The sequence below is a fragment of the Exiguobacterium sp. s125 genome (assembly GCF_018618605.1).
In the GTDB taxonomy this organism is placed as follows: Bacteria; Bacillota; Bacilli; order Exiguobacteriales; family Exiguobacteriaceae; genus Exiguobacterium_A; species Exiguobacterium_A oxidotolerans.
Genome location: NZ_JACSMI010000001.1, coordinates 1237963 through 1252928, shown reverse-complemented (window position 1 = coordinate 1252928; position 14966 = coordinate 1237963). Strand labels below are relative to the sequence as shown.

The following is a 14966-nucleotide window of genomic DNA, read 5'->3' as shown; positions in this document are numbered from 1 at the left end:
TTTTTATTTCATTTCAGTAATTTTATTTTAATTTGTTTACGCTTTCAATTAAAACATTGTTTCTTAAATGAGGACTTGCTATACTGTTGGTGAACACGGGGAACTTGCGCACGAATTACGGATCAACGAGCGATGTACAGTCAAAACGATGTTTTATATTACATTGTCTTATAACGGTCAATGATTTCATTAAAGGGGAGCTGAGCACATGGGACAAAAACTCAACTGGACGGCAACACTCGGATTGACGACGGCGCTACTCGCTGCGTCGCTACCGATGCAACCGGTCGCGGCGGAAACGGCAACCTCCGTCACGGAGCGGGTCGACGCACAACTCGATCAGATGACGCTCGAACAGAAAATCGGACAAATGATCATGCCGGATTTCCGGCTGTGGGACGGGGGCGACCATACGCAGCTGGCACCGGAAGTCGGACGGGTCATCGACCGGTTTGATTTAGGCGGCGTCATCTTGTTTGCGGAAAATGTCAGTGCAACGGAACAGACGACGAAACTGGTCCATGACTTGCAGGAAGTCATCAAAAGTGACGCGAGTAACGACATTCCACTGTTCGTGACGATTGACCAGGAAGGTGGCATCGTCACACGCCTCGGGACGGGGACGAATTTACCGGGCAACATGGCACTCGGGGCGACCCGCAGTCCGGTTTACGCGGAAGCGGCAGGAAGCATCATCGGGTCCGAGTTGAAGGCCCTCGGCATCAACGTCAACTTTGGTCCGGTCCTAGACGTCAACAACAACCCGGGCAATCCGGTCATCGGCGTTCGCTCGTTTTCGAGTGATCCGAACCTGGTTGGGGAACTCGGTTCGGCAATGACACGCGGCATCCAGGAGCAAGGTGTCGTTGCGACGGCGAAACACTTCCCGGGACACGGCGATACGGCGGTCGATTCGCATTACGGTCTGCCGGTCGTCGATAAATCACTTGAAGCATTACAACAGCTTGAACTGATTCCGTTTAAACGGGCGATTGCGGAAGGCATCGACATGATCATGACGGCACATATCGGCATGCCGCAAATCGAGGATGAAGTCGTCGAGTCCAAACAAGGGACGTTCCCGTTACCGGCGACGTTGTCGGATGACGTCATCACCGGTGTCCTGCGCGAAGAACTCGGCTATGACGGACTTGTCGTCACCGATGCCTTGAACATGCAGGCGATTGCCGACAACTTCACGGAGTCGGAAGCCGTCATCAAGACGTTTAAAGCAGGCGTCGATATCGCCTTGATGCCGACGATTTTAAGATCTGCGAACGATGTGACGAAACTGGAGACGATTTTTGACGATGTGATTGCAGCCGTTGAAGCCGGTCAATTATCGGAAGCAACGATTGACGCATCCGTCGAACGAATTTTGACGTTAAAAGCAACGCGCGGCATTTGGAACGAAACAGTCGACGCGGCGACGCTCGACGAAAAACTCGTACAAGCAAAAACGGTCGTCGGCAGTCCGGAGCATAAAGCACTTGAACGAGAAATGACGGAAGCCGCGGTCACGCTCGTCAAGAATGATAAGAAAACACTGCCGATCAAACCGAAGAAAGGCGAGACAATCCTCGTCCTGTCACCGGCAAAAGATCAGACGGACAGTATGGTCAAGACGATCCGGTCGCTTGAGAAAAACGCCGGTAACCTGAAACACGTCAACATCGTGACAGAAAATTATACGGCGTCGACGCCGCACCTGGAGCAAAACCAGGTCTTGCAAGAAAAGCTGGATGCGGCGGACTACATCATCGTCGGCTCAAACGTCAACAACAGTGACAAGCTGAAAGCGACGGCGGCGGATCATTATGTACCGGCGGAAGTCTTCCGTCAGGCGAAACGGACCAACACACCGTCCGTCCTGCTCAGTCTCCGGAATCCGTATGATGTCGCCGTGCAACCGGACGCGAAAGCGCAACTGCTTGTCTACGGTTTCAAGGGCGATCCAAACGGGCCCGACTCGGAAGCCGGGAACACGAAATCGGCCGGACCGAATTTACCGGCAGGAATCCGTGCCATCTTTAGTGAAGTGAAACCACAGGGAAAACTGCCGGTCGATGTCCCGAAATTTGAGGACGGTCTGTTTAAAGAGGTGCTTCATCTCGAGTTTGGAGACGGGTTCCGGAACTGGAACCGGTAAGTGTGAAGGGAATAGGTGAGCTCAATCAATCGGATTGGGCTTTCGCTATTGACTTTTTTTGCAATAAAATTTTAATGATTTGTTAAGAAGAGTAAACTAAAGTTTTTTAAAAGGTTACATAGTGAGTAGAGAGGGTGTTGACGATGTTAGATAAATTAGCAACAGAACGACGAAACGAACGAACGATGCACCTGGACGACATGGCGGTCGAAGACATGTTGACCGTCATGAACGCGGAAGATCAAACGGTCGCCACTGTCATTCGACAGGAAATCCCGGTCATCAAACAAGTCGTCGAGCGCGTCATTCAGTCGTTTCAAGTAGGTGGGCGCCTGATCTACATTGGAGCCGGGACGAGCGGACGACTCGGTGTCCTCGACGCGGCGGAATGTGTGCCGACGTTCGGTGTCTCGCCGGACATGGTCGTCGGACTGATTGCGGGTGGGGAACGGGCACTGATTCAAGCCGTCGAAGGGGCGGAAGACAGTCAGACGCTTGCTGTTGAAGATTTACAGGCACTTAAAGTAAACGTAAACGACACCGTCATCGGCATCGCGGCGAGCGGACGGACACCGTATGTCATTGGCGGACTTGATTATGCACACGAAGTCGGTGCGACGACGGCTGCCCTGTCCTGTAACAAACAAGCGGTCATCAGTAAGCACGCGCAGTACAAGATTGAAGTCGAAACCGGACCGGAAGTCTTGACCGGTTCGACTCGACTCAAGGCGGGCACGGCACAAAAACTTGTCCTGAACATGATTTCGACGGCGGCGATGATCGGCGTCGGAAAGGTTTATCAAAACTTGATGGTCGACGTCCAGTCGACGAACGAAAAGTTAGAAGTCCGTGCGAAACGGATGATTGTCGAAGCGACCGGGGTTGACGGAGAGACGGCAGCGCGTACTTTCACTTCGGCGAACGGTCACGTCAAGACAGCGATCGTGATGATTTTAGCCGACATATCGTATGATGAAGCAGTCGAACGCTTGCACCGCGCAAACGGATTCGTCCGTGATGCACTTTAAGGGGGGATAAAAGATGAAAAAAGAAGAAATCTTGGCGGAAGCCATCCTCGCACAGGTCGGGGGAACGGATAACATTCGGCAACTCGCCCACTGCATGACACGGGTCCGGTTGTCGCTGAAAGACCCGACGAAAGCAGACATCGAGGCACTTAAACAAATCGACGGTGTCATGGGTGTCATCGATGACGAGACGTTACAACTCGTCGTCGGACCGGGGACCGTCAACCGGGTCGCGGATCATCTCAGCCGCACGACAGGACTTGCAATCGGTGAGGAATCGGTCGATGAAAACTTGACGTTCGAGGAACGGGCCGCGATCGAACGGCAAAAAGTTAAAGAGAAACAAAAGTCCCCGTTCAAGCGCTTCTTACGCCGGATCGGGAACATCTTCATCCCGCTCATCCCGGGACTGGTCGCATCCGGAATCATCAACGGCGGAGCGAACTTCGCGAAGAATGCCGGAGTCGATGCAACAGTGACCTGGATGCAGATTCTATTGTTACTCGGAAGTACCGTCTTTGCCTACTTAGCGATCCTCGTCGGCTGGAATACGGCGAAGGAGTTTGGCGGCACACCTGTCCTCGGAGCGATTGCCGGCGGGATTTTATTTAATCCGTTACTCGTCGACATCGTTATATACGGGGAACCGCTCGTCGTCGGTCGGGGCGGACTGTTTGGTGTCATCTTTGCCGCCTGGCTGATGACCTATCTTGAAAAACACATCCGCCGCTTCATGCCGGTCTCGATCGATATCATCTTTACACCGCTGTTTACGGTCTTGATTGTCGGCTTTACGGCACTTTATGCAATCATGCCGGTCGCCGGCATCTTGTCCGACGGCATCATGTTAGGCATCAATGCAACGCTTGAAGTCGGTGGACCACTCGCCGGTGCCGTGCTCGCCGGATTCTTCCTGCCGCTCGTCATGGTCGGTCTCCATCACGGCTTGACACCGATTCATTTGGAGCTCCTGAACACGATTGGCGATACGCCACTCTTACCGATTCTCGCGATGGCAGGTGCCGGACAAGTCGGGGCGGCACTGGCGATTTTCGTCAAGACGCGGAATCAGCGTTTACGTAACATCATCAAGGGGGCGATTCCGGTCGGTTTCCTCGGGATCGGTGAACCGCTATTGTACGGGGTCACGTTGCCGCTCGGTCGTCCATTCTTGACGGCTTGTATGGGAGCGGCCGTCGGTGGCGCGTTCCAGGCGACGATGAAGACGACGGCGCTTGGAATCGGTGTATCCGGCCTATCATTGACACCGTTGATTGATAACGGGATGTACTTGACGTATATCGCCGGTCTTATCATCTCGTACGCGGCAGGATTCCTGTTTACGTATTGGTTTGGCTTTAAGGAGGAAATGGCAGACGGGATTTAACGGGGATAGAGTATTTCAGAAGAAATAAAAAGATGGAAGATCACGTTTGAGGTGATGTTCCATCTTTTTTTTGACTCCCGGCCCATTTAAAATCAATGAGCAAAAAACTGATTCACTGATTTATCGGACTTCAGCTGATTCCGGATCAGCTTTTTCAAGTCTTTTTCCTGTTCGATTGTGCTGAGTTGCGTGTTGTACCACCCGTCAAGCTGTTCCCGCGTCACCTTGAAGGTATAGTCCGGGAACGAAAAGGTGATGTGGTCGACATTGTCGACAAGTGCAAAGAGATAGGTTGCATTATACAAGACCGTTTCTTTGATTTCTTGTTCGACTTCTTCTGTCTCAATTTCTTTATAGTCTAAAGTGATTCCGTACGGTGTTTGTCTGGTTTCAAGAGCGATTTGTCGCAACTCTTGATGGTGTGCCAATTGCTTGACGATCGTTCCGACAGCACTGTTATCGCCGACATAAGTATGTTTGTAGTGGAACAGGTCTATCTTTGAATCAGCACGTTGGCTGTAGCCGTTCCAAATCAGTACGAGGCAGACAATCGACAGCAATGGGATTAAAATTCGTTTCATTGATAATCGCTCCTTTAAGTATCTCCTTCTCATGGTATCATAATTTGTAGAATACCTCCTAAAAAATTCTTATATTGGGACTTTAGTAACAATTCGTCAAGAGTGAACATCTAGTCAATCAAGAGGAGTGAAGCAGATGAAAGGACTCGCCGTTTATTTGAGTGAACCGTTGACTGATGAGGCGAAAGACAACATCCGACAGATGCGGACAATTGGTTTTACCTCAATCTTTACCTCATTACATATTCCGGAAGACGACCCGACGCTGTATACGGAGCGCTTGCGGGACCTCGGGGCGCTCGCTCGGGAGCTCGAGATGGAACTCGTCGCGGATATCGCACCAAGTTCGCTTGCCGCACTAGGCAAGACGTGGGACGATGCTGCTACCTTAATCGAATGGGGCGTGACCGGTCTGCGGGTCGATTATGGCATCACGCCGAAGCAGGTCGCGGACTTGTCAAGACAGATGATGGTCGCCTTAAACGCTAGTACATTGACGGCAGAAGAGCTCGCTGCGATGAAAGCAGAGGGACTTGTCCTTGAGCAGGTCGAGGCGTGGCACAACTTTTATCCGCGACCGGAAACGGGGCTTGACCGAGACTGGTTCCACGATAAAAACCGCTGGCTCCGTGAACAGGGAATCCGTGTCCAGGCGTTCATTCCGGGAGACGGACAACGGCGTGGTCCGCTTCATGCCACGTTACCGACGCTCGAAGACCACCGCAGGAGATCACCGTTTGCCTGTTATCTCGAGCTTCAAGCATCCGTCGACCGGATTCTGATCGGAGACCCGGGTTTGTCGGCGAGCACGATGAACCAGTTTGCTGCCTATCAGGAGGGAATCATTGTCCTCCGGGCGACGGGTCAAAGCGATGATCCGTTGTTGACGCGCGTACAGACGAACCGGTTGGATCCGGCACGCGACGTCATCCGGTCCGTCGAGTCGCGTAGCTCCGGGCACCCAGGCAATGGATGGCTTGAACCCGCGACCGTATCAGACCGGCCTGTCGGCTCGATCACGATCGACAATCTTAAGTACGGACGGTACGCCGGCGAATTGCAAGTCACGAAACGGAATCTTGCGGGCGACGAACGGGTCAATGTCATCGGTCGCGTGATCGAGGCGGATCGGCCGTTGCTGCAACAGATTGGACCCGGGGGACGGTTTCAAATCGAATGGTGCTGATCGTAGTGGCCTAACAGCAGGTCACGCAAGAAGAGACGTCCATGCCTTGCATATGCTCGGCGTGGGACGTCTCTTGTTGTTTTTGTGCAAGCTATCATAATTAGCTCCATGTCATCTATCTCGTGAAGGGGGCGGAAACATCATCCGTTGACCAGTTTTTCCGAATCGCTTCAAGGACAACCTCCGGATCATCCCAGTGCAAGATGTGGGAAGTCGACGGAGCAGATATTACCGTCCCACCGGTTTTCTCCTGCCAGATGGCAATCGCTTCTTGGCGGAACGGTTCATCCGAGACGGGTAACGTCGCCCGCAGCAACAGTACGTTGTCTCCCGGGACGTCGTCAAGGAAGTCGAGAATTTCGTCCTGATACATTGCCGCCAGGATCGCACGCGCCGTTTTCGCACGGGCATGCCAGTAATACCGTCCGTCCTGCATCCGGACGAAATCTTGTCCGGCCAAGTCAAGTAACGGCGACCGGCGCATCTTCGGTCCATAGACAGCGACGTCTAAAAACGCTTCGAGTGTTGCGACCGATTCTTCGAAGTCGGTCTCGTAAAAGGCAGCTTCCTGCTCGAGGAGTGTGCCCCGCAACCGTTTACTCTGATACCCGCCGTCAATCAAAATCGATCCGCGGACCCGCTCCGGCTGTTCCTTCTGATAAAAGAGCGCGATGAAACTGCCCCAGGAGTGCGAGAGAAAATAGAAATCTTGGATTTGTAGAAGTTCAAACAGTTGGTTCAACCAGTTAGAAAAGCGCGCGAACTGATAATCACGTTCGTCCGTGAACGGTGCCGTTTTCCCGTGACCCGGGGCGTCAATCGAAACAATCCGGTAGTCATGTTTCAAGGAATCAGCCAGTTCAATGAAGCTGAGGCTTGTTCCGCCGAGGCCGTGCAGGCAAAAAATCACCGGACGGTCCGGTTCGCCCCATTCGGTGACCTGTGTAGAGGTACCTGCGCATTCAATGTTATACCGTTTCATTTGACTTCCTCCGTTTCGATAGGTGAGTTCTTACTTTTTAACCAGTATTATACATCATTTACTGTATACTGAAGCTAAGAAATTGAAGGGAAACACTATGGAGGGAATGCGGAATGAAAATTACAGTGGCGACACTTTGGACGGATCAGGTAAAACCGATGCAGGACTTTTACACTGGGACACTCAGTTTTCCGCTCGTCGAGGAAACGGAAACATCCTTTGCGGTCCAAATCGGAACGAGTCAGCTTCGGTTTGAACAGGACATGATGCAGGAAGAGAAACAATATCACTTTGCGTTCAATATTCCGGGAGATGCGTTTCAGCTGGCGAAGAATTGGTTGCAGCAGCACGTACCGTTATTGATCGAGGACGGTGTGGACGAAATCTATTTCGAAAACATCGATGCGCATTCCGTCTACTTTTACGATCCGGACGAGAACGTCGTCGAATTGATTGCCCGGCGTGATGTCAATCCGGATAAGTCGCTTTCAACGTTTAGCGTACAGGATATACTCGATATCGGTGAAATGAACGTGACGACGCCGGACGTCGCCGGTGTCGGGGCAAGATTTGCTGAACTCGGTATCGTTCGGCGGGATCGTCAGCCAATCAAACCGGATGTCCTGAACTTCCTCGGAGAAGCGGAAGACGGGACCCATCTGTTGCTCGGACGTGCCGGACGGCCGTGGTTATTTTCACCGAAAATAGCGCTGACGAGTCCGCTCGAGTTAGAGATCGATAATCAGATGCATGTCCGACTTGATCGGGAGGGTGTGCTGCATCGTAAATAAGAGGTAGAACGGTGTCTACGCGATTAAAAATATGTTAATGACGTCTAAAAGAGGAGAGTGAATCATGAAAAGAGTCAATGTGTTCAGGTGTTTTCTAGCTGCTGCTTTTCTGTTGTATGGAGGATACTTAGCTGTATTTGAAGGACCGGACACGCTCAGCATCGCTTTAATTTTAGCGGGCATTACCCAGTTAACGGTTGATTTGGTTTTTCCGAAGAACGATTCGGTTGATGAGCGGCAACGGTCCGTCCAGTCGAAAAGTGGCAGTACATCTTATGCTTTAAGTATTGTGTATGCGTTCTCTCTCTTAGCGCTCGTTCACTTTAATCTCATTCAACATGTCATGACGGCGTTATTGATCATGTTTAGCTTGCAAATGCTTACGTACACGGCAATGCTGTTCTTGTATAAACGCGTTATGTAGTAAAGATTAAAAATTGTTAAAAACGACGCTAGCAAGCTCCTAATGCCCGAACGCTTGGCGCCCGTTAGCGACGGACGGACGTTTACTGATTGACAACGTATTTGTAATGTATTTAGTGAAGGTACATTGAAAGGAGAAGATGGTTTTGAATAAATACTATATGGCTGCCATCGTAGCGATCATCATATCGGCTGTATTATTCTTTACGAGTACATATGAGACAAAAGCAGGTGCAGTAATGCTAGCCATTTGTGTAGGTGCATTTGTAAAATTTACTGCAGATGGTGTATTGTCGACTGCTAAAAAATAAGTCTTAAAATAATTTGAATTGAGGCTGGAACAGAGCACGGTTTCGAGGGTATTTTTCTATGAGGAAAACCGAAGATGAAACGTAAACTAGGCTTCACTCATGTAGTGGCAAACCTGAGAAAGTGGCCCATTCAGACTATTGCCTGAGGGCCAATCTGATAATATAGAACGAAAAAAGAAGGAATTGCGCATCTATGACGATGGCAATTCCTTCTTTCCATTCTAAGTCAGCTAGTCATATCGCATTCTAATAGTATTCCGACAGCTGCTCTCGTGACGCTTCCGTTAAATAACCGAGCGACAAGAAGCTTTGAACGAAGCGGAAAGAATCCGCAGGTTGATTCGGCGCCAGGCCGTCAGCGAAGTGATGCGGTGTCTTGTGCACCTCGATGCCGGCAGCCTGCAGTTTGACGAAGTCAAAGTCGAGGACGACCGTATCCGTCTCGTCCCAAGGGGGTTCTGAGTTCGAATAGAACTGATGGACGGTCTGTGCGAGTTGATTTGTTATAGGGTTCAGCTCAAACAGTAAATAACCGCTATGCGGACTTTCCGTGTGAAGGTTTGTAGAGATGCCGCCCCGGGCAACGATTGCCGGTAAAAACTGACGATGGGTGTAGTGTCTGAGAATCATGCCGGCCGGCCTCCTTTTGCTATCAAAATTGACTGTTTTGCATTTTGTTCAACAATTGATCAAACGTTTGATGATCGTTTTTCGTAAAGGACTGAAAGTAACGCTCGTCGATGACTTCGATGACCGGCGCGGATGCCTGGACGAGTGTTTCCCCGTCCGCCGTCAGAACGATCCGTTTTTCACGGTCAATCCGTTTACGGGTTAAGAGTCGGTTTTGCATCAGTTTTTTAAGCGTCTGTGAAATCGATCCGCTCGAGAGCTCGAGTGTCGTCTCAAGCGACTTTTGTGTCGCGCTCTCTAGTTGGTACAACGTATAGAGCATATCGAATTGAGAACGTGAGAGTTCCCATTGTTTTAACGTATCATTGACTTCTTTGACGTAACGATTGTGGATGCGTTGGATCGATTGCCAGTGTCCAATCGATGAAAAGGCAGCATGTGGATTCATCGAACTTCCCCTTCCTGTTGTTGTGTACTATGGAGCTGCATTACAAGTTGATGTAACGCGTGTTGTTGCGATGTGGTCAAGGCATGAAATTGATTCGCTTGAAAACGTTCGTACTTCGGTAAGACTTCGTTTAAAAACCGTTCTCCAGCCGGTGTCAGATGGAAATAGTTGACCTTGCGGTGACGTTGTTTTTCGATCAGTCGCTTGGCGAACAGCTTTTTAATCCCTTGAGAGATCGTCCCGTCCGTGACATGAATCAGGCGGGCGATTTCTTTTTGACTTGTACACGTCGTCGACTTTAAGCAGCGCAAGACCTCGAACATCGTGTGCGAGAGGTCCCACGTCTTTAAGAAGGCATTGACTTGTTTCGTTTGATGATTGTGGTACGTCGTAATCGTGTTCCAGCATGCGATCGATAATGTCTCTGTATTGGGTTGCATATGTAACCTCTTGTTTTAAAGTGATAGTACGATTTGATTAGATACAAAATAACACAAAAAAGGGGGCGGGACTAGCTCTTATTTTTGGAAAAAACACATCGCTGTACAATACTTGTTCCAGTAACAGGACAGGCGTTGTATAGCGATGTGTTTTTAATCGGCGCTTTGCTTGTTTACATTGTCTGCCGGGTGACGGCCCCAAGCTAAATAAAGGAGAGGGCCGATGTAATTGACACTGAAAATGGTGAGACCCCAAACCCACTTCGGTCCACGTGTCTGCTGACGCTTAAACAAATCGATACAAGCGACGGCAAGTAAACAAAACCCCGTCAAATAAATCGTTTTTTGTAAAAATGATTGAATATGATTCATAGTGTGTCACCGCACTCTCCAAAAATAATTGACGTTGATCATCAGATCGTTACGTCACAAAAAGTTCGGCATTGAAATTTTGAAGGATCAATGCATTTTGATGTAATTGAAAACCGTACCGGGTAAAACAATCTGTCGATACTTGGCCATGATGCGTGACGATTTCAAAGTCACCGCTGATTCGATAATAAAGATGACGTTTTTGTACATCATTAATCAAAGCTTCTAACAGAAGGTTACGTTCGCCGAGTCCTTCTTTGCGGACGTGGACGTCAAGTAACGTAAAGGTTGCAACCTCTTTATGATTACAATGATACGTTTTAGTATATTCAATCGTCATGTGTGACCGGGATGAGATTAGCGACTTGGTCGTTTGCGGATTCTCTAATAGCGTGACGTAATAGATAAAATCTAACTTGTGTACATTGCGCGTAACTTGGACGACTTGATTTTCGTTGTTGTAAGCCAGTCCTATTAAAGATTCCTGTGGATGATCCTGAATCGTAAGGGAGCGGCTCCTGCATACATCCGGCCATTCATTTTCGGGAATCCATTTTAGTGCAGGCCTCCGGGGTGTCCTGATGAATTTCATAATATGCGTGGAACCTCCTTTTTGACTAGTACTTTGAATATACACTTTTTGGAAAAATTATAAAAGGAACGGTATTAATATTATTTAACCAAAATCAAAAAAATGGACAGGGGGAAAGCATCTTTTCATTCCAGGCGGTCATTTTCCTGGAAGATATACGTTTATCACACCTGTAAGAGGGAAAATTCGTGTTGAAGTGTATATCTAAAAAAAGGAAGTGTCCGTTCATGCAGAAAAATCAACAGCGTTATGCGTTGCGCAACCTCGGGTCCGGTTTTTTATTCGGTCTGGGTCTCGTCGCATTTTTAGACGAAGTCATTTTTCACCAATTGTTAGGCTGGCATCATTTTTATGACAAATCAACGACCGCGGTCGGACTGTTTTCCGATGGTCTGTTTCACGCATTCAGTTGGTTCGCGACAGTGGCAGCCCTGTTTTTAGTTGCGGACTTACGGAGACGATCCGCCTTTTGGATGAAGCGGTGGATCAGTGGTGTGATGATCGGCGGAGGTTTTTTCCAATTGTACGATGGTCTGATCAATCATAAAGTCTTCGCAATTCATCAAATTCGTTACGGTGTGGAACTTCTTCCGTATGATATCGCTTGGAATGCAATCGCTGCGCTTATTTTAGCGGGAGGGATTGTGTTATTCCTGCAGACCGGGAAACAACTGCGGACGACAGAGGAGGTGAAATAAGTGATGCATACGCATGAAGGCATGGGAAACGGTTTTGAAACGAGTGTGACGCTCCTCGTGCTCGTCTTACTTCTCGTTTATCCGGTTTCCGCCTGGAAAACGAACAATCACTATCGGCGCTGGCCAATCCATCGGTACGTGTTTTGGGGAAGCGGGATACTGAGTGCCGGTGCTGCGCTCGTCGGTCCGGTTGCAGACTGGGCACACATGAACTTCGCGGGACATATGACGGGGCATCTCTTACTCGGGATGCTCGCACCACTCCTGCTCGTGTTTGCGAAGCCGGTGACGTTATTGTTACGGACGCTACCCGTGCAGGCGGCAAGACGGGTGACGGGCGTCTTGAACAGTCGGCCGCTTGGTCTCTTGACGCACCCGATGACGGCAACGGTTTTAAACATCGGCGGCTTGTACCTGCTTTATACGACAGGACTCTATCCGATGATGCATCAGTCGACTGCACTCTATGCCCTGATTCATCTCCATGTCTTCCTGGCCGGTTACTTGTTTACAAGTGCCCTGATCTATATCGATTTGACGCCGCACCGCTACAGTCACGTCTACCGGGCGGGTATTTTAATACTGGCGTTGGCGGGGCATAAGATTCTTTCGAAATATCTCTACGCTCATCCACCCGGTGGAGTGGGGAAGGCGGAAGCGGAACAAGGGGCCATGCTGATGTATTACGGGGGAGATGTCGTTGATCTCGCGCTCATCATCATTCTTTGTTATCACTGGTACGAGGCGACGGCGCCGCGTTTACAAGCGTCAGAAACATTGGAAATGAGGAAGGACTGAAGGAAACGGTTTGTTGTTTCTTACGAGACTTTTATCTCCTCTTCGATTGGCTGCTCATAAAGATTTTGCTTCGAACGGTTAAAGACGAGCGGTATAGTGAGTAAACCGATGAGTAAAAAACCAATTGAAAAGATGATGTATGTCGCGCGGATGGAAAAGGCTTCGGCGAGTAAACCGATTGTCGCCGTCAAGAGAATGATGAGGAGTGATTCGGCGACATGGATGACTCCTGAAAAGCGGCCCATGAGATTGACCGGGACATTGTTTTGGTAAAACGATAAAAAGCCCGTATTCGCAAACGATAGAGCGAATGTCAGTAGGAAAAAGCCGGCGGAAGCTACCATGAAGTTATCGGAAGTAGCGAATAGAAGGTAGCCGATGGGCGTAGTGACTGCACCGAAGCCAATCAAAAAGCGAAGACGCAGCCATTTCGTGCAGGTCGCATTAATGATGGAACCGAAGATGATCCCGATCCCGGCGATACTGACAAGAAATCCATAGGTACTTTCCGAGAAACCAAGCACACGTGTCGCAAACGAAGCCTCGAGTGAATCAAGACCCGACATGAAAACCATCATGACGCAAAAGAGACTGTAGACGAGCGTGATGTAACGGTGCTGGCTCGTAAAGCGCAACGTTTCTTTCCAGTCGCTGATAATCATTTGAAGACTCAATCGTTCTGCCTGCGCAAAGGTCAATTCTTTTTCTAAAGCGGGCAGGAAAAATAAGATAAGGGCAGAAATGGCGAGCGCGACAGCATTGATATGAATCGCAAGGGACGGTGAGCCCATGATGAACAGGAGACCGGCAATCGTCGGACCGACAATGAAACCGCACGATTGAATGAAATTTTTCAACGCATTAAAACGTTGACGATTACCTTTTGAGACGAGCTTCGTCATATAAATCATCGATGTGGATTCAAACAAGGAGCTGACAACGTTGATCAAAAAGACAAATATATAGAGGAAGAACAACGAGTCGATAAAGGGGAGAAGGGCGATGAAGAGTGCTCGTGATAAATCGAGTAGCATCATCAATTTACGTTTGTCGACCCGGTCAATCAAAGAACCTGACCATAAACTTGTTATTAAAGAAGCGACAGGAACTAACATGTATAAAAGTGACACCGCGAACGCAGAACTTGTTCGATCAAGAATAATCAAATTGAGGGCAATGAAGTACACCCAGGCGCCTAAGTTCGAGATTCCGACACCAATCAGGAGTAAAGCAGGGTATTTCCAAGCTGTACGATTCATAGTCGGGCGCTCCCTTCTGGTTGTAAATAACCAATTTTTTATTTAGAAATAGAAATTTATTACATTTGATGTTACGCGATTGTTTGTTTGAAGGCAATCAAATGTTTGAAGCGACACGAAAAAAGAAGTAGCGACAATAATATCGCTACCACATGGTGTTGTGGAACTAGTTAATCGGATTTGTTTGTATTTCCCAATAAATCGTTGAATCCGTTTCTTGTAGTCGTTCCATGTTCACTTTTTCTAATACGCGGATCGATCCTCGATTGGTTGCATCCGTTTTGGCAGCGATGTTTGAGACAGCTGTTGTCTGTCGCGCCCATTGAATCAACCCTGCGACAGCTTCTGTTGCGTATCCATTCTGCCAGTAGTGCTCGAGCAAACCGTAACCGATTTCCACCTCTCCGTCTCGATCCGGTTTCCCTTTAAAGCCGGCATCACCGATAATGACATCATCTGCCTGCCGGATGATTAACCAACTCCCCCAGAATAATAAGGACGGATCCTGTTCCAATGCCTTTAAATGATTCGTAATTTCGGGACCGTTCTGATAGTTTTGACGGGTAATAACCGGAAGCTGTTCCTGTGTACATGGAATAAGTCGTAATCGAGCTGTCTCGATGTGCATGCGTTTGAGTCTCCTTAAGATGTTTTCGTGTCCGTAATTTCGAACCGTTTTGTTCGTTCAAAAATCAATTCATAGTAAGAACCGACGGCAACACCGGACGTGACGAAATCTGGTGCGAAAATTTGTACGAAGCGCCAGCCGTCTGCGGCATGTGTCGTGATTACTTCCCGGTAATCTTCCTTCGGATTACCAGATAATCGCTTAAAATCAATCCGCACGAACTTGTATTCGAACATGAAGCTACCTCCTTTGACAATCGACTA

At 49.0% G+C, this 14966-nt stretch carries 19 protein-coding genes; 9 read left to right on the top strand and 10 right to left on the bottom strand.

From position 1 onward, the window contains the following. Nucleotides 1-208: 208 nt before the first annotated feature. The 3 genes from KNQ05_RS06340 to KNQ05_RS06330 all read left to right on the top strand — a co-directional run bounded on the left by KNQ05_RS06340 (nucleotide 209) and on the right by KNQ05_RS06330 (nucleotide 4564). Entirely contained in the window at nucleotides 209-2149 is a 1941-nt protein-coding gene (locus KNQ05_RS06340) for a glycoside hydrolase family 3 protein (protein WP_214804785.1), read from the top strand. Nucleotides 2150-2292: 143 nt separating this feature from the next. Further along, nucleotides 2293-3177 (top strand): N-acetylmuramic acid 6-phosphate etherase, encoded by an 885-nt coding sequence (gene murQ / locus KNQ05_RS06335; RefSeq protein WP_214804783.1) that lies wholly within the window; start codon nucleotides 2293-2295, stop codon nucleotides 3175-3177. Between the two features lie 13 nt (nucleotides 3178-3190). Then, nucleotides 3191-4564: a PTS transporter subunit EIIC gene (locus KNQ05_RS06330; RefSeq protein WP_214765770.1), complete on the top strand. Its 1374-nt coding sequence runs from the start codon at nucleotides 3191-3193 to the stop codon at nucleotides 4562-4564. Nucleotides 4565-4656: 92 nt separating this feature from the next. Here KNQ05_RS06330 and KNQ05_RS06325 read toward each other — a convergent pair whose 3' ends face one another. Then, nucleotides 4657-5145 (bottom strand): DUF4825 domain-containing protein, encoded by a 489-nt coding sequence (locus tag KNQ05_RS06325; protein WP_214804781.1) that lies wholly within the window; start codon nucleotides 5143-5145, stop codon nucleotides 4657-4659. Nucleotides 5146-5281: 136 nt separating this feature from the next. Between KNQ05_RS06325 and KNQ05_RS06320 the strand changes: the two genes are divergently transcribed. After that, nucleotides 5282-6331, top strand: coding sequence for a DUF871 domain-containing protein (locus tag KNQ05_RS06320; protein WP_214804779.1), 1050 nt, complete (start codon nucleotides 5282-5284; stop codon nucleotides 6329-6331). A gap of 115 nt (nucleotides 6332-6446) precedes the next feature. On the opposite strand, the gene KNQ05_RS06315 is transcribed toward KNQ05_RS06320, so the two are convergent. Next, a complete protein-coding gene (locus tag KNQ05_RS06315) occupies nucleotides 6447-7313 on the bottom strand; it encodes an alpha/beta fold hydrolase (RefSeq protein WP_214769445.1) in 867 nt (288 codons plus the stop codon). A gap of 113 nt (nucleotides 7314-7426) precedes the next feature. Between KNQ05_RS06315 and KNQ05_RS06310 the strand changes: the two genes are divergently transcribed. The 3 genes from KNQ05_RS06310 to KNQ05_RS06300 all read left to right on the top strand — a co-directional run bounded on the left by KNQ05_RS06310 (nucleotide 7427) and on the right by KNQ05_RS06300 (nucleotide 8838). Further along, nucleotides 7427-8104 (top strand): glyoxalase, encoded by a 678-nt coding sequence (locus tag KNQ05_RS06310; RefSeq protein WP_214804771.1) that lies wholly within the window; start codon nucleotides 7427-7429, stop codon nucleotides 8102-8104. Nucleotides 8105-8168: 64 nt separating this feature from the next. Further along, complete coding sequence (locus tag KNQ05_RS06305; RefSeq protein ID WP_214804769.1) at nucleotides 8169-8528, top strand: DUF2178 domain-containing protein; 360 nt, start codon at nucleotides 8169-8171, stop codon at nucleotides 8526-8528. A gap of 145 nt (nucleotides 8529-8673) precedes the next feature. Next, a complete protein-coding gene (locus tag KNQ05_RS06300) occupies nucleotides 8674-8838 on the top strand; it encodes a hypothetical protein (RefSeq protein WP_214769437.1) in 165 nt (54 codons plus the stop codon). A 246-nt stretch (nucleotides 8839-9084) separates the two neighbouring features. Here KNQ05_RS06300 and KNQ05_RS06295 read toward each other — a convergent pair whose 3' ends face one another. The 5 genes from KNQ05_RS06295 to KNQ05_RS06275 form a co-directional block, all read right to left on the bottom strand. Further along, on the bottom strand, nucleotides 9085-9468 hold the full coding sequence (locus KNQ05_RS06295; protein ID WP_214765792.1) for a hypothetical protein: 384 nt from the start codon (nucleotides 9466-9468) through the stop codon (nucleotides 9085-9087). Nucleotides 9469-9490: 22 nt separating this feature from the next. Beyond that, nucleotides 9491-9916 carry a MarR family winged helix-turn-helix transcriptional regulator gene (locus tag KNQ05_RS06290; RefSeq protein ID WP_088836956.1) on the bottom strand — a complete coding sequence of 142 codons (426 nt, stop codon included), beginning with the start codon at nucleotides 9914-9916 and terminating at the stop codon, nucleotides 9491-9493. Continuing rightward, a complete protein-coding gene (locus tag KNQ05_RS06285; protein WP_088836957.1) occupies nucleotides 9913-10356 on the bottom strand; it encodes a MarR family winged helix-turn-helix transcriptional regulator in 444 nt (147 codons plus the stop codon). Before KNQ05_RS06285 ends, KNQ05_RS06290 begins: the two co-directional genes overlap by 4 nt. Before the next feature lie 153 nt (nucleotides 10357-10509). Next, nucleotides 10510-10728, bottom strand: a complete 219-nt coding sequence (locus KNQ05_RS06280) for a PLD nuclease N-terminal domain-containing protein (protein ID WP_088836958.1) — start codon at nucleotides 10726-10728, stop codon at nucleotides 10510-10512. A gap of 49 nt (nucleotides 10729-10777) precedes the next feature. Next, on the bottom strand, nucleotides 10778-11320 hold the full coding sequence (locus KNQ05_RS06275; protein WP_088836959.1) for a hypothetical protein: 543 nt from the start codon (nucleotides 11318-11320) through the stop codon (nucleotides 10778-10780). A 227-nt stretch (nucleotides 11321-11547) separates the two neighbouring features. Here KNQ05_RS06275 and KNQ05_RS06270 point away from each other — a divergent pair, with 227 nt between their 5' ends. Both KNQ05_RS06270 and KNQ05_RS06265 read left to right on the top strand, forming a co-directional pair. Beyond that, the gene (locus tag KNQ05_RS06270; RefSeq protein WP_088836960.1) at nucleotides 11548-12018 is read left to right on the top strand and encodes a DUF2243 domain-containing protein; all 471 of its coding nucleotides are present in this window, start codon (nucleotides 11548-11550) and stop codon (nucleotides 12016-12018) included. Between the two features lie 3 nt (nucleotides 12019-12021). Then, on the top strand, nucleotides 12022-12816 hold the full coding sequence (locus tag KNQ05_RS06265; RefSeq protein ID WP_214805071.1) for a cytochrome c oxidase assembly protein: 795 nt from the start codon (nucleotides 12022-12024) through the stop codon (nucleotides 12814-12816). A gap of 20 nt (nucleotides 12817-12836) precedes the next feature. Here KNQ05_RS06265 and KNQ05_RS06260 read toward each other — a convergent pair whose 3' ends face one another. The 3 genes from KNQ05_RS06260 to KNQ05_RS06250 all read right to left on the bottom strand — a co-directional run bounded on the left by KNQ05_RS06260 (nucleotide 12837) and on the right by KNQ05_RS06250 (nucleotide 14939). Continuing rightward, on the bottom strand, nucleotides 12837-14075 hold the full coding sequence (locus tag KNQ05_RS06260; RefSeq protein WP_214804767.1) for an MFS transporter: 1239 nt from the start codon (nucleotides 14073-14075) through the stop codon (nucleotides 12837-12839). 166 nt (nucleotides 14076-14241) lie between these two features. Beyond that, on the bottom strand, nucleotides 14242-14703 hold the full coding sequence (locus KNQ05_RS06255) for a GNAT family N-acetyltransferase (protein WP_214765802.1): 462 nt from the start codon (nucleotides 14701-14703) through the stop codon (nucleotides 14242-14244). A gap of 14 nt (nucleotides 14704-14717) precedes the next feature. Then, nucleotides 14718-14939, bottom strand: a complete 222-nt coding sequence (locus tag KNQ05_RS06250; RefSeq protein WP_214765805.1) for a DUF4177 domain-containing protein — start codon at nucleotides 14937-14939, stop codon at nucleotides 14718-14720. Nucleotides 14940-14966 lie beyond the last annotated feature (27 nt).

Bases quoted from the DNA above. Each gene is read 5' to 3' on its own strand.
- KNQ05_RS06250 (WP_214765805.1), bottom strand. From the start codon at position 14,939: ATGTTCGAATACAAGTTCGTGCGGATTGATTTTAAGCGATTATCTGGT.
- KNQ05_RS06280 (WP_088836958.1), bottom strand. From the start codon at position 10,728: ATGAATCATATTCAATCATTTTTACAAAAAACGATTTATTTGACGGGG.
- KNQ05_RS06330 (WP_214765770.1), top strand. From the start codon at position 3,191: ATGAAAAAAGAAGAAATCTTGGCGGAAGCCATCCTCGCACAGGTCGGG.
- murQ (WP_214804783.1), top strand. From the start codon at position 2,293: ATGTTAGATAAATTAGCAACAGAACGACGAAACGAACGAACGATGCAC.
- KNQ05_RS06295 (WP_214765792.1), bottom strand. From the start codon at position 9,468: ATGATTCTCAGACACTACACCCATCGTCAGTTTTTACCGGCAATCGTT.
- KNQ05_RS06260 (WP_214804767.1), bottom strand. From the start codon at position 14,075: ATGAATCGTACAGCTTGGAAATACCCTGCTTTACTCCTGATTGGTGTC.
- KNQ05_RS06285 (WP_088836957.1), bottom strand. From the start codon at position 10,356: ATGCAACCCAATACAGAGACATTATCGATCGCATGCTGGAACACGATT.
- KNQ05_RS06325 (WP_214804781.1), bottom strand. From the start codon at position 5,145: ATGAAACGAATTTTAATCCCATTGCTGTCGATTGTCTGCCTCGTACTG.
- KNQ05_RS06275 (WP_088836959.1), bottom strand. From the start codon at position 11,320: ATGAAATTCATCAGGACACCCCGGAGGCCTGCACTAAAATGGATTCCC.
- KNQ05_RS06255 (WP_214765802.1), bottom strand. From the start codon at position 14,703: ATGCACATCGAGACAGCTCGATTACGACTTATTCCATGTACACAGGAA.
- KNQ05_RS06310 (WP_214804771.1), top strand. From the start codon at position 7,427: ATGAAAATTACAGTGGCGACACTTTGGACGGATCAGGTAAAACCGATG.
- KNQ05_RS06340 (WP_214804785.1), top strand. From the start codon at position 209: ATGGGACAAAAACTCAACTGGACGGCAACACTCGGATTGACGACGGCG.
- KNQ05_RS06315 (WP_214769445.1), bottom strand. From the start codon at position 7,313: ATGAAACGGTATAACATTGAATGCGCAGGTACCTCTACACAGGTCACC.
- KNQ05_RS06270 (WP_088836960.1), top strand. From the start codon at position 11,548: ATGCAGAAAAATCAACAGCGTTATGCGTTGCGCAACCTCGGGTCCGGT.
- KNQ05_RS06265 (WP_214805071.1), top strand. From the start codon at position 12,022: ATGCATACGCATGAAGGCATGGGAAACGGTTTTGAAACGAGTGTGACG.
- KNQ05_RS06320 (WP_214804779.1), top strand. From the start codon at position 5,282: ATGAAAGGACTCGCCGTTTATTTGAGTGAACCGTTGACTGATGAGGCG.
- KNQ05_RS06290 (WP_088836956.1), bottom strand. From the start codon at position 9,916: ATGAATCCACATGCTGCCTTTTCATCGATTGGACACTGGCAATCGATC.
- KNQ05_RS06305 (WP_214804769.1), top strand. From the start codon at position 8,169: ATGAAAAGAGTCAATGTGTTCAGGTGTTTTCTAGCTGCTGCTTTTCTG.